Genomic DNA, 12,206 nt, shown 5'->3' on the forward strand with positions numbered 1-12,206 from the left:
GGATGACATAACATATATGATCATATATGCTTTTATGTAGATTTAGAAAATACCATCTTAAGAAAGATAAAAAGTCGGTGACTGATCAAAAGATACTTTGCCATGATAGATTTTTATTCAAGAAAGTTTAGAAGATACGAGAGGGAGATAATCCAAATTTTGTTGGATTCGTTAAGTTCTTTAACAAGAGAAAAGTTAGAAAAACAGATATCTACGATAAATAGAATACAACGAGCCAATGAAGATGAAGTAAATTTTTATCGTATGAAATGGGGACGCCCTACTTTCGATGAGTCTCTTAAGCTAGAGCTGAAGAGTGAAGAGTTTAAGGTAGCTTCATTAAGATTCAAAAATTCTGTATCTGAACTTAAAGTTGATATTTGGATCATTAACGGGTTTTTGTTCTCTCTAGAATTTTCCTCTTTTCCTAAGAGCTTTTTTAATGAGAAATATGAGATTATAGAAAAATTGATTTTCTCACGGGATGACTAAGAATCAAGTAATAATCATCCAAAACAAATCCCGCCAAATACATTGAAATTTTAGGGAAATACACCTACCTTTGGGTCTCAGTGAGCGTCGAAAGGCACTCACTTTTTTTTGTTTTTAAAATCGAGTTATGACACCAGATGTTACCGAAACTATTAAAGAATTAGCGTCTCCGCTTGCGGAGGAGAAAGAGCTGTTTCTTGTAGATGTTGAGCTGAAGACCGGAAGCGGTACAGAGGTATGGGTATATCTTGATGGAGAAGACAAGGCAGTGAATATTGATGAATGTGCTGAAATTAGCAGAGAATTAGGGTTTTTAATTGATGCGCATGAGTTACTAGGCGATAAGTACCGGTTAAATGTATCCTCTCCTGGGTTGAGCAGGCCATTGACCGATCGTCGTCAATACAAAAAGAATATTGAGCGTACGCTAAAAGTAAGATATCGGACAGAGGATCAGGAAGTTGAAAAGGTAGAAGGAGTTATTTCAGCGGTAGAAGATGATGAGGTAGTTCTCTCAGCCGGAAACATCGCTACCAGGATTCCTTTTGAGTCCATTATAGAAGCAAAAATCATCCCAGTAATAAAATAGGCATACCCCATGCAAAACGATTTATCAAAACAAATTATCTCCTCATTTGCTGAGATTGCTAAAGAAAAAGGCATTGACAGGGATTTACTGTTATCCATTCTGGAGGATGTATTCCGGACGATGATTCGGAAGAAGTATGAGACCGATGACGCCTTCGAGGTAATTCTGAACGCCGACAGGGGAGAAATACAGATCCTTCATGTACAGGAAGTAGTGCCTAAAGAAGAGCTGTCTGATCCTGTAGCCGAGATCGCTCTTGAAGATGCCCAAAAGATTGATCCTGATATCGAATTATATGATGAGTTGGCACAGGAAGTACAGATTCTTGATTTCGGACGCCGTGCCGTGATGATGGCTCGCCAGCAGTTAGCACAACGTATTCGTGAGATCGAAAAGGATAATATCTACGAAGATTATAGCGATCGTGTAGGGGAAATCATCTTAGGTGATGTGTACCAGGTGCGCCATAACAAAGACATTCTTGTAAACCACAACGGTGTTGAGCTTCTTCTTCCTAAGAATGAGCAGATCTATAAAGACCGTTACCGAAAAGGAGATACCATCCGAGCGGTAGTAATTGGTGTTCACATGAAAAATGGAAACCCAACGGTAATTATCTCCAGAACTTCAGAACTATTCCTTGAGCGACTGTTCGAAAATGAGATTCCAGAAGTGTTTGACGGTATTATCGAATTGGTGAAAATTGCCCGTGCTCCTGGTGATCGTTCTAAAGTAGCGGTTCTTTCACATGATGAGCGTGTAGATCCAGTCGGAGCGTGTGTAGGTATGAAAGGTATTCGTATCCATGCTATCGTACGTGAACTTCAAAATGAAAATATCGATGTCATCAACTACACTGAGGATAAAATCGAATTCATCAAAAGAGCTCTACAGCCAGCTGAAGTAATGAAGGTTGAGCTAAGTGAAGATGGCGCCAAAGCGAATGTATTGGTGCCAGCTGATGAAGTTTCCAAGGCAATTGGTAAAGGTGGTGTTAACATTAGGTTGGCATCCCGATTAGCTGAATCAGAAATCGATGTTTACCGCGAAGTGGAAGAGGAAGATGATATTGATCTGGCAGAATTTGAAGAAGATTTTGGCGCAGAGAATATCCAGCGACTACACGAAATCGGCTGTGATACAGCTCGTGCTGTACTCGAATTGTCTGCTGATGAGATCGTAAGCAGAACAAATGGTGAGATTGATGAAGAGCTTGCCACCAAGATTATTAATGTAATTGCTTACGAGTTTGACGAGTAAGCCAATAAGCAATTACTAGCAAAATTCTTTAGTTTCAGAGCGTAATCCAAAAATCAAATATGCCCATAAGCAGACCAAAACCATTATTTAAAGTTGCCTCAGAGTTTAATGTGTCAACACAATCTATTGTAGACACACTGGCAGACAATGGCTTTACTGCGGCCAATCGGCCTAACTTCAAAGTCACACCGGAGATGTATGACGCCCTGGATGGTGTATATGGTGAAGACAGAGCCAAAAGCCAGGATCACGAACGGGCAAAAGAAGAGTATGAGAGTCGCAGGAACCATATGCTGAATCAGCGGAATGAGAGTGTAACGCTCGATAACTTGCTGGAACCTATGGATGCCCTTGAACCTATTGATGGCTCTGCTGGAGAAGTTAAAGATGCCGTTGAAGATGATTTGATTGCAGGGCTTGAGCCCCTTTCTGAGGATGAACCTGTTTTGGAACAGGTAGAAGAACCTGTAGCTGAGGCAGAACCAGAACTAGAACCAGAGCCCGAATCTGAACCAGAAATTGAGCCAGTAGCCGAAATTGAGCCTGAAGAAGAGCCTGTTGCTGAAGCGGAGCCTGAAGTAGAAGTTGAAGAAGCTATTGCTGAAGCGGAAGAAGTAGAGGAGGAGCAAGAAGTAGAGGCTGAAGCCGGAGAAGATGAGTATGAAGAGGACGAAGTCGAAGAAACTCAAACTGAAGGCGGTAAGATAATACGTGGACGAGCACAGCAGCTTAAGGGCACTAAAGTACTTGGAAAAACAGCCTTTACTAACGATTTAACCTCCGGTTCAAAAGTAAGGAAAAAGAGAAAGCGTAAAAAAGACCAACCTGGATTTGATGGGCAGGGTGACAATAAAAAACAAGCTCAGTCAAATCAGAAAGATCAAAAGAAAAAACCTAATCCAAAGAAGGAAAAACCTAAAGCCAAGCCAAAGGCTGAGGTTGATGTGGTAGATGTTGATCGTATGATGCGCGAAACCCTCAAAAAAATGCAGGGGAACAGCACGGTTGGTAGCAAACGTGGAAAAAGACGTCGTCAGCGTAAAGAAGAGCGTGAAGAAGAGCAGTTACTTCAGCAGGAAATGCAAGAAATGGATTCCGGTTCTATTGAGGTAACCGAATTCATTACCGCAAACGACTTAGCCGAAGAACTCGAAGTAGGGGTAAATGATATTATTTCGGCATGTATGAGTATTGGTTTGATGATTACCATTAATCAACGCCTTGATGCCGGAACCATAGAATTGGTAGCTAGTGAATTTGGCAAGGATGTGAAATTCATCGATGCTGAAGAACTTGTCGAAGACTTGGTCGTTGAAGAAGATGCCGAGGAAGATCTTAAACCACGCGCTCCAATTATTACAGTAATGGGTCACGTTGATCATGGTAAAACCTCATTACTTGATTATGTTCGTGAGGCACGAGTAGCTGAAGGAGAAGCCGGAGGTATTACTCAGCACGTTGGTGCTTATGAAGTAGTTCATGATGGTAAGAAAATCACCTTCCTTGATACTCCGGGTCACGAGGCCTTTACCGCGATGCGTTCTCGTGGTGCTCAGGCAACCGATATTGTAATTCTTGTAGTTGCAGCCGATGATTCTGTGATGCCTCAAACCATTGAAGCTATAAACCACGCGAAAGCAGCCGGTGTGCCTATTGTTGTAGCAATCAACAAAATGGATAAAGAAGGTGCTACCCCTGATAAGATCAAACAACAGCTTTCGGATCATGATGTAATTGTGGAAGAGTGGGGAGGTACTACTCAGTTTGCACTTGTTTCTGCAAAAACCGGGATGGGTATAGACGACCTACTCGAAAAGGTATTGATTGAAGCCGAACTACTTGACCTTAAAGCGAATCCTGATCGTAGAGCAGATGGTGTGGTACTTGAAGCTCGATTGGATAAAGGGAAAGGTATTGTTGCGAACATCTTGATTCAAAATGGTACGCTAAATGTGGGAGATGCTTTTGTGGCAGGCCCATGTTTTGGGCGAGTAAGAGCCATGGAAAACGATCTTGGAAAAAGAATTAAAGATGCAGGTCCAGCTACTCCGGTTCAGCTAACAGGTTTTGATGAAATGCCACAAGCTGGTGATAAAGTGGTAGTAGCCATTGATGAGAAAACGGCAAAAGAAGTAGCCAATCAACGTCAGCAAATTCGTCGAGAACAAGCGCTCAGAAAAACCAAGCATATGACGCTTGATGATCTTTCCAGAAGACTTGCTCTTGGTGAAGTATCTGAACTTAATATCATCATCAAAGCTGATGTGGATGGTTCTATTGAGGCACTTTCCGGATCTCTGCAAAAGATTAGTACAGATGAAGTTGCGGTAAACATCATACACACTGGGGCAGGTGCAATTTCTGAATCTGATGTGCTACTTGCTTCCGCTTCTGACGCTATCATTATTGGTTTCCAGGTACGTCCTACTGCACAAGCTCGTAAGCTTGCTGAGACTGAAGAAATTGATATCAGATTGTTCAGTGTTATCTACGATGCCGTGGATGAAGTTAGAGATGCCCTTGAGGGACTTCTTTCACCAGAGCTGAAAGAACAATTAATGGGTATTGTAGATGTTCGTGAGATCTTTAAAGTTTCTAAAGTAGGTACTATTGCTGGTTGCTATGTATCAGAAGGAAAGATTGACCGAAACAACCCAATCCGTATTATTCGGGAAGGTGTGGTAATTTATGACGGAGCAATTGGAGCTTTAAAACGTTTCAAAGATGACGTTAAGGAAGTGACTTCAGGTTATGAGTGCGGTATCTCGATTCAAAATTACAATGATATCAAAGTTGGCGATTCCTTCGAGAGCTACAAGATTACCGAAGAGAAACGTACACTCGAGGATATTAATTAACTCACTTTTTAATTAACCATCATGAGCTTTAGAGTAGAGCGATTAGGCGCATTACTTAAAAAGGACATTGGTGAAATCATCCAGAGAGAATTTCAGCCAGATGGGACTTTTGTAACGGTTACCAATGTGCGTGTTACTCCCGATTTATCGATCGCAAAAGTATACCTAAGCGTATTTGCTCCGGGTAGGGATGACCAGGTGGTGTATGAATTTATTGATGAGCAGGTACCAGCAATACGACATAAATTGGCTGGTAAAATCAGAAACCAGGTTCGGAAAATCCCTGAACTTCATTTCTACGCTGACGATACTTCCGAATATGTTAATAAGATGGAAGAGCTGTTCAAAAAAGTAGATAGCCAGCCTAAAGCTCCAACCGAAGATTCTGAGGAATAATGGCGAAGCCACTTCCTATTGAGTCTATTCCTGTTTTTTCTAAGAAAAACCTTCCATTTCCGGATTTTGATTTTAACACCGGTGCTATTGTTCTTGTCTATAAAGAAAAAGACTGGACCAGTTTTGATGCTGTTAAATATACAAGAGGAAGACTTAATACCAGGAAAGTAGGGCATGCGGGAACCTTAGACCCTGCTGCTACAGGTTTGTTGATTCTTTGTGCTGGTAAAGCAACCAAATCCATTTCCAAAATCCAGGAAATGCCCAAAACCTATATAGGAGAAATAACATTTGGAGGGTCGACTCCCAGTTATGACGGAGAGTCTGAGGTGAATGAAGAAGCTCCTTTTGAACACATCACGCTAGAAGGAATTACATCTATATTGGAAGAAAAGTTTGATGGAGAGATACAGCAGGTTCCTCCAATGTATTCCGCGTTAAAAAGAGATGGTAAAAAGCTGTATGAGCTCGCAAGAAGGGGGAAAGAAATAGAACTGGAACCCAGACCTGTTACCATACATAATATTGAGATTCTGGATTTCGAACTTCCTAAACTCCGTTTAAGGATTACATGCAGTAAAGGGACCTACATACGTTCCATAGCTCATGATTTAGGACTAGCTCTTGACTCAAGGGCATATTTATCTGCATTGGAACGTACGGGAATTGGTATGTATTCTTCTGATGACGCTTTAACTCCACATGAGATTAACTCTTTGATGAGGTCGGATGGCTAGACTTGTACACTTAAAAGATATTGATCATAACCCCAACACTGTGGTAACAGTGGGCACCTTTGATGGTGTACATGAAGGGCATCGAGCTTTAATGGAAGCAGTAGTTGAGAAAGCAAAAAAACGTGATGCCAGAAGTGTTGTCGTTACATTTGACCCTCATCCCAGAACGATTATTAGTACAAGGGGTGAGAGTATTAAACTACTTACATCCTTAGAAGAAAGAGCTGAGATTCTGGAAAGCTTTGGAATCGATATACTGTTAGTAATTCCTTTCACAAGAGATTTTTCTCTTCTTAGCTCTGAGGAATTCGTAAAAGATATCATCTATCAAAAAGTAGGGATTAGTGAGTTTGTAATTGGCTATGACCATCATTTTGGGAGAGATCGGTCAGGCACTATTGAAACGCTCGAAAAACTTGCATCACGTATTGCATTTGATGTACATGTAGTATCGAAAAGAGAGATGGGAGACATTACCATCAGTAGTACGGTTATCAGAAAAGAGCTACTGGAAAATGGAGATATTGGAACGGCTACCAAATTACTTGGAAGGCCTTACTTTTTGAATGGGGTGGTAATTCATGGTGATGAACGAGGTCGGTTAATAGGATTTCCAACTGCAAATTTACAACCCCAGCACAAGGATAAGATCATTCCAAAAAATGGTATTTATGCCGTAAAAGTCAGAGTAGATGAAGAAAGGTATGGGGGAATGATGAACATTGGAATAAGACCAACATTCGACGGGAGTACCAAAACTTTGGAAGTGAATATTTTCGACTTTAAAGAAAGTATTTATGGAAAGACAATTCAGATTCAGTTTATATCCCGAATTCGTGACGAAAAGAAGTTCGATGGAGCAGAAGAATTAGCTGCACAACTTGAAGAAGATAAGTTGAGTGCTAAACGTATGTTGGGCTAGGTTATTAGTATTCTTCCAGGTCGTAATGAGTAAATAATTTATGCCATTGATCCATTGTCGCTTTAGCCTAAAAAGCTTTTAAAAAAAACAGGCAGGCTTTAATTGTTATTCTATAAATACCTGCGCATTAAAGAAATTTACATCTTAACATAAAATAATTAGTCAAGTATACTCTAAGTATAATTTAGTTTATACGATCAGCATATCTTTATTAGTTTTTATAAAGAAAATAAGTTACTGTTTATTGCCAATATTAATTAAATAGTAGAGATATGATTAAACTACTTATATTAGTTTTCTCAATTTTCATAGGCTCCTTGATGTCAGAGAGTAATAGTGAGAATACAAAAACCCTTATGGATCCCTATGTTTCTTGTTCAGGAGATCAAACTGTTACATGCATGGCTATTCATCTTCCTGATGGAAATAAAGTGCTTGTAAAAGGAGATAAAAAAACAATATGGTATGATTAATAAATAGCCTTCTTCGGAAGGCTATTTTTGTTGAATAATTTTATTTCTCATGAAGAATATAGCATTATCAATAAGTGTAATACTTTTATTAACAAATGATCTTAATGGGCAATCACTGAAGCTAAAAGAATTAAATCTTGGGCTTAAAGAAGGCTATAATTACGGTTTTTATTCCATTAACGATAACCACTTAGTTTATGCTGAAAGCTATACAAACACTGTGTACGTTTTTGACGTAGATAAAAATGAGTTAATCCACGAGTTAAAAATATCCAAAGGAAGGGGGCCAAACGAGCTAAATGGCATACAAGCCGCAATTTATATTGAGGGAAGAATATATCTTGGCGAAGAAAATGAATTTAAAATCTTAATGTATAACACTTTAGAGGGTACTTATGAGAGCATTGTCAATAGATATATTTCTCCTTCCAGTTTTATGAACTATAAAAAAAGGTTAATAATAGAAAATGGTATAGCATCTAAATCATTATTTATTGATGCAGGATTACCAATTAATAAAAACCCCGATATAAAAGAATTCGATTTTTCCCCTATTGATTTACTATCTGAATTTGAACACTTTTTTTTTAAGGAAGGGACCCAGGTTGTCATTGGGGATAAAATGATATTTAGCGCTATGTATAAACCTGATTTATATGTATTCGATATTCCGTCTTCAACATTTGTAGAAAAAATTTCTTTTGATGTTGGTTCAGTTTCTATGCCTAAAACTGTTGAATCTGGGGGTGCAACGTTTATACTTTCCCCGGATGATCCTGATATAAAAACTAACGGTGTGGGTTATGTAGATGAATTGAGCGAAGACCATATCATTCTATTATCTACGGGTAAGGGCTCGGAAAGGAAGTATAGCTTAAATGAAATTCTGATTTATGACTATAAAAGAGAGAAAGTAGTTGCAAAATATAGTTTAGGCTTTAAAGCAAGAAACATAATTTCTGGTGATGGTAAGTCTGTTCTATTTGATCCTGCAAATATGAAATCTTATTTGGTTCAAATTGAAGATTAATAGTTCCATATTTTTTTTACTCTTTGTAGTATTATTTCTTGTTTTTTTTCTAATAAGAAGTCTTATTTCAAACAATGTTGAAGGAGGTTTTTATCAACTCGATTATTTAGGTGTAGAAAAAATAGATCTTTCATCCTTAAACATAGAAGTAAATGGTCCGCATTTACTTACAGTAATTTATGAAGGTTCGTGTGGTAATAGTGTATCAGAAGAAGTAGGTATTCTGAACAAAAAAATGGACAGCTTTAAAGATAACTATACAGTTATTTATGTGGGGCAGCATGCTGATTATCTAAACAATTTAGGAGCAAAGTTTCCATATGAAATTATAACTCTACGTGAAACAGAAGAAGTTTTTGGAACTTTATTGATCCCAAGAAATCCTATGTCTTTTCTTTTTGATGAAAACTTTGTGTTAGATGTAAGAGTTGTGAATGTTGAGAAGCCTATGTCTCATAAGTTAACTAAGGCTTTTTATGAAATGGCCGAAGAATTTGTTCTATAGATAAACCATCGGAGATATAAATCAACAACAGATTTGCAAACAGCTGCTAAGCTTAAATGACTAAATATTTTATAACACTGATGCATTGTCGCTTTAGCCTAAAAAGCGTATCTTTCGCGTCTTAAATCGATTTAAAGTTATAACTATAATATTGTAATGAGCATTACAGCAGACGAAAAGAAAGATATTTTCAAGAAGTTTGGCGGAGACGCTGCCAACACCGGTACTACTGAGGGGCAAATAGCATTATTTACTCATAGAATTAATCATCTAACAGAGCACCTCAAAGAAAACCAAAAAGATCACGCATCTCGCCGTGGTTTATTAAAACTCGTTGGGAAAAGACGACGTCTCCTTAACTACCTAATGAAAAACGATATTCAGAAATACAGAGAACTTATCAAAGAACTCGGTATTCGTAAATAATTTAAAGGCTCCAGCTTCTACGGAGCCTTTTTCAATTCTCCCCATCTCTTTTTTTAAAACTAACCAACCAATCTTAATTGATGGGGACAAAGCAGAAAACAAATAAAACAATAAATAAATGAAAGAAGATTTTAGAAGTATAGAATTTGCACCCGGCAAAGTATTATCCGTTGAAACCGGAAGAATTGCCAAACAAGCAGACGGTGCAGTAGTAGTAAGAATGGGAGATACCATGGTACTTTGTACTGCGGTAAGTGCCAAAGAACCTAAACCAGGTCAGGACTTTTTCCCGCTTACAGTAGATCATAAAGAAAGTTTTTCCGCAGCAGGACGATTCCCTGGCGGATTTATGAAAAGAGAAGGTCGGTCGAACGAAAAAGAGATTTTATCAAGCCGATTAATCGACAGGACTTTAAGACCATTATTCCCAAAAGGATATTATTGTGACACTCAAATCATCAGTTCTGTGATTTCATCTGATGATGAGCATGATGGAGATGTATTAGGTGGATTTGGAGCTTCCTTAGCTCTTCACCTTTCAGACGTTCCATTTGATGGACCGATGGGAGAAGTAAGAGTTGGACGTGTTAATGGCGAATTTATCATCAACCCAACCGTAACTGAGCTTAAAGAAAGCGATATGGATATGGTAGTTGGTGGTTCAGCCGACTCTATTTTGATGATGGAAGGTGAAATGGATGAGATATCTGAAAAAGATATGCTTGATGCCATTAAAGCCGCTCATGAAGCCATTAAAAAGCTCTGTGATTTCCAGAATGAATTACGCGAAGAGCTAGGAAAGCCAAAGCGTGAGTTTGTAGCTCCAGCTGTTGACGAAGACTTAGAAGCACAGGTAAAAGGTGTTGCAGAAGCTCAAATCATTGAGATCGTAAACATTGGTCTTGGAAAAGAAGAGTACAATGACAAGATAAGAGAAGCTAAAACTGAAGCGATTGCCAAGCTTGAAGAAGCATGGGCAGATGATGAGGGCGCTACTGACAAATTAAGTGAAGCGAAGAAAATCCTCGGAAGCATTGAGAAAAATGCACTTCGAAATATGATTCTTGAAAAAGAACGACGAATCGACGGCCGTACTCCGGTTGATATTCGTGATATCTGGACCCAAGTTGGATATATCGCAAGAACGCACGGTTCTTCTATCTTTACCAGAGGGGAGACTCAGGCACTGGTTTCAGCAACTCTTGGTACCAAAAGAGACGAGCAGTCTGTAGATACCTTATTTAGCCAGGAAGGAAAGCAGTTTATGCTTCATTACAATTTCCCTCCATACTCTGTTGGAGAAGCTGGTTTTATGAGAGGCCCCGGGCGTCGTGAAATCGGTCATGGTCATTTGGCAGAGCGTGCTCTCAAAATGATGATGCCTACTTTTGATGAATTCGGATATGTAGTTCGACTTATCTCTGATATCACTGAATCAAATGGTTCTTCTTCTATGGCTTCTGTTTGTGGAGGTTCAATGGCTCTTATGGATGCCGGTGTTCCTCTTAAAAAGCCAGTAGCAGGTATCGCAATGGGTATGATTGTTGGAGAAAACAAAACAGTTGTACTTTCTGATATCCGAGGTGAAGAGGATTTCATGGGAGATATGGACTTCAAAACTGCGGGATCTTCTGAAGGTATCACGGCCTGCCAGATGGATATGAAAGTTCAGGGCATCAGCTTTGAAATCATTGAGCAAGCACTTGAGCAAGCTCATACAGGTCGTATCCACATCCTTGGTGAAATGGTGAAAACTATTTCTTCAGCCAGAGAAAGCATCTCTCAATATGCTCCTCAGTTCCTTAAAATGGAAATCGATGGTAGCGATATTGGTGCGGTAATCGGACCTGGTGGTAAAGTAATTCAGACGCTTCAGAAAGAAACCGGAACCGAAATCATCATTGAAGAAGATTCAAATGGTAAAGGTCAGGTAACAATCTCAGCTAACGACTTAAGCAAAGCAGAAGAAGCGAAAAAGCGTATCAAAATGATCGTTGGACATCTTGAAGAAGGTGCTGTTTACAAGGGCATTGTTAAGTCAATCAAAGACTTCGGTGCGTTTGTTGAAGTAGCACCAGGTAAAGACGGACTTCTGCATATCTCTGAAATCGATCACAAAAGGGTTGAGAAAGTTTCTGACTATCTAAGCCTTGGTGATGAGATTGAAGTGAAGCTGCTTAAAGTTGAGCATGGTGGAAAACTTCGACTTTCCAGAAAAGCACTTATCGAAAGAGAAGGATAAGTAGTAAATAACTTTTTAGAAGGCGCGATCTGTAATGGAAAGCGCCTTTTTTTTATTTTCCCAACCAAAGTGAATCTTAGCAATCATGGAACATCTAAAAGAAATTGATTCGGTACAGAAAACGACCTTAGAAAATGGTCTTAGAATTGTTACCGAAAATATCGAGAGTGTTAAAAGTATTTCGGTAGGAATTTGGGTAAAAACAGGCTCTCGAAATGAAAGCGATGAGCTAGCAGGGGTTACTCACTTCCTGGAGCACATGTTGTTTTTTTTTTT

Annotated in this window: 13 protein-coding genes; all 13 read left to right on the forward strand. The window is 39.1% G+C overall.

Annotated features, from left to right (window positions below):
- The first annotated feature begins 102 nt into the window (after positions 1-102).
- A complete protein-coding gene (locus ED557_13390) occupies positions 103-492 on the forward strand; it encodes a hypothetical protein (GenBank protein ID RNC80114.1) in 390 nt (129 codons plus the stop codon).
- Between the two features lie 127 nt (positions 493-619).
- The gene (locus ED557_13395) at positions 620-1,081 is read left to right on the forward strand and encodes a ribosome maturation factor (GenBank protein ID RNC80115.1); all 462 of its coding nucleotides are present in this window, start codon (positions 620-622) and stop codon (positions 1,079-1,081) included.
- Positions 1,082-1,090: 9 nt separating this feature from the next.
- A complete protein-coding gene (gene nusA / locus ED557_13400) occupies positions 1,091-2,341 on the forward strand; it encodes a transcription termination/antitermination protein NusA (GenBank protein ID RNC80116.1) in 1,251 nt (416 codons plus the stop codon).
- A 59-nt stretch (positions 2,342-2,400) separates the two neighbouring features.
- Entirely contained in the window at positions 2,401-5,199 is a 2,799-nt protein-coding gene (locus ED557_13405; GenBank protein ID RNC80117.1) for a translation initiation factor IF-2, read from the forward strand.
- A 21-nt stretch (positions 5,200-5,220) separates the two neighbouring features.
- Positions 5,221-5,595: a 30S ribosome-binding factor RbfA gene (rbfA, locus tag ED557_13410; protein ID RNC80118.1), complete on the forward strand. Its 375-nt coding sequence runs from the start codon at positions 5,221-5,223 to the stop codon at positions 5,593-5,595.
- The gene (gene truB, locus ED557_13415; protein RNC80119.1) at positions 5,595-6,332 is read left to right on the forward strand and encodes a tRNA pseudouridine(55) synthase TruB; all 738 of its coding nucleotides are present in this window, start codon (positions 5,595-5,597) and stop codon (positions 6,330-6,332) included. The genes rbfA and truB overlap by 1 nt, the downstream gene beginning before the upstream one ends.
- Positions 6,325-7,254 carry a bifunctional riboflavin kinase/FAD synthetase gene (locus ED557_13420; protein ID RNC80120.1) on the forward strand — a complete coding sequence of 310 codons (930 nt, stop codon included), beginning with the start codon at positions 6,325-6,327 and terminating at the stop codon, positions 7,252-7,254. Before truB ends, ED557_13420 begins: the two co-directional genes overlap by 8 nt.
- Before the next feature lie 272 nt (positions 7,255-7,526).
- Complete coding sequence (locus ED557_13425) at positions 7,527-7,727, forward strand: hypothetical protein (GenBank protein ID RNC80121.1); 201 nt, start codon at positions 7,527-7,529, stop codon at positions 7,725-7,727.
- 49 nt (positions 7,728-7,776) lie between these two features.
- Positions 7,777-8,757: a hypothetical protein gene (locus ED557_13430; GenBank protein ID RNC80122.1), complete on the forward strand. Its 981-nt coding sequence runs from the start codon at positions 7,777-7,779 to the stop codon at positions 8,755-8,757.
- A complete protein-coding gene (locus ED557_13435) occupies positions 8,747-9,262 on the forward strand; it encodes a hypothetical protein (GenBank protein RNC80123.1) in 516 nt (171 codons plus the stop codon). Before ED557_13430 ends, ED557_13435 begins: the two co-directional genes overlap by 11 nt.
- A 156-nt stretch (positions 9,263-9,418) precedes the next feature.
- The gene (locus ED557_13440; protein ID RNC80124.1) at positions 9,419-9,688 is read left to right on the forward strand and encodes a 30S ribosomal protein S15; all 270 of its coding nucleotides are present in this window, start codon (positions 9,419-9,421) and stop codon (positions 9,686-9,688) included.
- 118 nt (positions 9,689-9,806) lie between these two features.
- Positions 9,807-11,930, forward strand: coding sequence for a polyribonucleotide nucleotidyltransferase (gene pnp, locus ED557_13445; protein RNC80125.1), 2,124 nt, complete (start codon positions 9,807-9,809; stop codon positions 11,928-11,930).
- An 85-nt stretch (positions 11,931-12,015) separates the two neighbouring features.
- Positions 12,016-12,206, forward strand: a 191-nt coding sequence (locus ED557_13450; protein ID RNC80126.1) for an insulinase family protein, incomplete at its 3' end; no start/stop codon positions are given.

It is taken from the genome of Balneola sp. (assembly GCA_003712055.1).
In the GTDB taxonomy this organism is placed as follows: domain Bacteria; phylum Bacteroidota; class Rhodothermia; order Balneolales; family Balneolaceae; genus RHLJ01.

Excerpts from the sequence above, each read along its gene's own strand:
- ED557_13390 (RNC80114.1), top strand. The coding sequence starts at position 103 with ATGATAGATTTTTATTCAAGAAAGTTTAGAAGATACGAGAGGGAGATA.
- ED557_13395 (RNC80115.1), top strand. The coding sequence starts at position 620 with ATGACACCAGATGTTACCGAAACTATTAAAGAATTAGCGTCTCCGCTT.
- nusA (RNC80116.1), top strand. The coding sequence starts at position 1,091 with ATGCAAAACGATTTATCAAAACAAATTATCTCCTCATTTGCTGAGATT.
- ED557_13405 (RNC80117.1), top strand. The coding sequence starts at position 2,401 with ATGCCCATAAGCAGACCAAAACCATTATTTAAAGTTGCCTCAGAGTTT.
- rbfA (RNC80118.1), top strand. The coding sequence starts at position 5,221 with ATGAGCTTTAGAGTAGAGCGATTAGGCGCATTACTTAAAAAGGACATT.
- truB (RNC80119.1), top strand. The coding sequence starts at position 5,595 with ATGGCGAAGCCACTTCCTATTGAGTCTATTCCTGTTTTTTCTAAGAAA.
- ED557_13420 (RNC80120.1), top strand. The coding sequence starts at position 6,325 with ATGGCTAGACTTGTACACTTAAAAGATATTGATCATAACCCCAACACT.
- ED557_13425 (RNC80121.1), top strand. The coding sequence starts at position 7,527 with ATGATTAAACTACTTATATTAGTTTTCTCAATTTTCATAGGCTCCTTG.
- ED557_13430 (RNC80122.1), top strand. The coding sequence starts at position 7,777 with ATGAAGAATATAGCATTATCAATAAGTGTAATACTTTTATTAACAAAT.
- ED557_13440 (RNC80124.1), top strand. The coding sequence starts at position 9,419 with ATGAGCATTACAGCAGACGAAAAGAAAGATATTTTCAAGAAGTTTGGC.
- pnp (RNC80125.1), top strand. The coding sequence starts at position 9,807 with ATGAAAGAAGATTTTAGAAGTATAGAATTTGCACCCGGCAAAGTATTA.